Consider the following 1,303-nt stretch of genomic DNA (forward strand, 5'->3'; position numbering starts at 1 on the left):
CGGCTTCGTCGGCGGCATGGACATTCCGCTGATCCGCAACTTCGCCTGCGGCTACAAGGGCGGTGTCATGGCGGCCAAGAAGGACGCCAAATATCTGGAGAACATGACGGGCACCACGGCGGCTGCCTGGAACGACCCCGTGCGCGGCGGCGAACTCGCCCGCTCGCAGATGTCGCAGGGCGCGGACGTGATCTTCCACGCTGCTGGCGCGACCGGCATCGGCGTGCTCCAAGCCGCGGCGGATGCCGGCAAGTTCGGCATCGGCGTCGATTCCAACCAGAACATGCTGCATCCCGGCCATGTGCTCACCTCCATGGTGAAGCGCGTCGACAACGCCGTGTACCAGACCTTCGAAGACGCCAAGAAGGGCGAGTTCAAGGGCGGCACGGTGACGCTCGGCCTCAAGGAGGATGGCGTCGGCTATGCCGTGGACGACAACAACAAGGCGCTGCTGACGCCCGAGATGACGGCGGCCGTCGAGAAGGCCAAGGCCGACATCATCGCCGGCACGATCAAGGTCCACAATTACAACACGGACAACACCTGCCCTTACTGAGGTAAGGCTTCTGACGGTGTCGGGCGGCCCGGAACCGAGAGGTTCCGGGCCGTTTTCGTTGGAGGTGGCCGCCTTCTGGCCAAGCGGGAGGCGGAGTGTTAGACGCCCGCCCGAATGCGGATGAAAAAGGAGCGCGCCATGCGCAAGGTGATTTTCGACACCGATCCGGGGCAGGACGATGCGGTGGCCATTCTCGCCGCGCTGGGCTCGCCGGACGAGATCGAGGTGCTCGGCATCTCGGCGGTCGCCGGCAACATCCCTCTGCATCACACGGTCAACAACGCCCTGCGCCTCGTTGAACTCGCCGGGCGGCCGGATATCCCGGTCTATGCCGGGGCCGATCGTCCCTTCGCCCATCGCCTTGTGACGGCCGAGCATGTGCATGGCGTGACCGGGCTCGACGGGCCGGATCTGCCCCAGCCCGTGACGAAGCCCCGCCAAGGGCATTCGGTGGATTTCATCATCGACACGGTGCGCCGCCTACCGGAAAAGACCGTGACGATCGCTGCCCTCGGCCCGCTCACCAATATCGCGCTGGCCTTCCTCAAGGCACCCGACATCATCGAGCGTCTTCAGGGCGTCGTCCTGATGGGCGGGGCGTATTTCGAGGTCGGCAACATCACGCCGACCGCCGAATTCAACATCTATGTGGACCCGGACGCAGCCGGGATCGTGTTCCGCTCGGGCGCGGACATCACCGTCCTGCCGCTGGACGTGACGCATCAGATGCATTCGACGCCGCCGCGC

The 1,303-nt window shown here is 65.4% G+C and carries 2 protein-coding genes; both read left to right on the forward strand.

The annotated features are described in order from the left end of the window. The coding region (locus NS365_RS22975) for a BMP family lipoprotein (RefSeq protein ID WP_153003928.1) at positions 1–556 on the forward strand (556 nt) is incomplete at its 5' end. 138 nt (positions 557–694) lie between these two features. Further along, the coding region (locus NS365_RS22980) for a nucleoside hydrolase (protein WP_058602603.1) at positions 695–1,303 on the forward strand (609 nt) is incomplete at its 3' end.

This window comes from Aureimonas ureilytica (assembly GCF_001475935.1).
GTDB lineage: Bacteria > Pseudomonadota > Alphaproteobacteria > Rhizobiales > Rhizobiaceae > Aureimonas > Aureimonas ureilytica_A.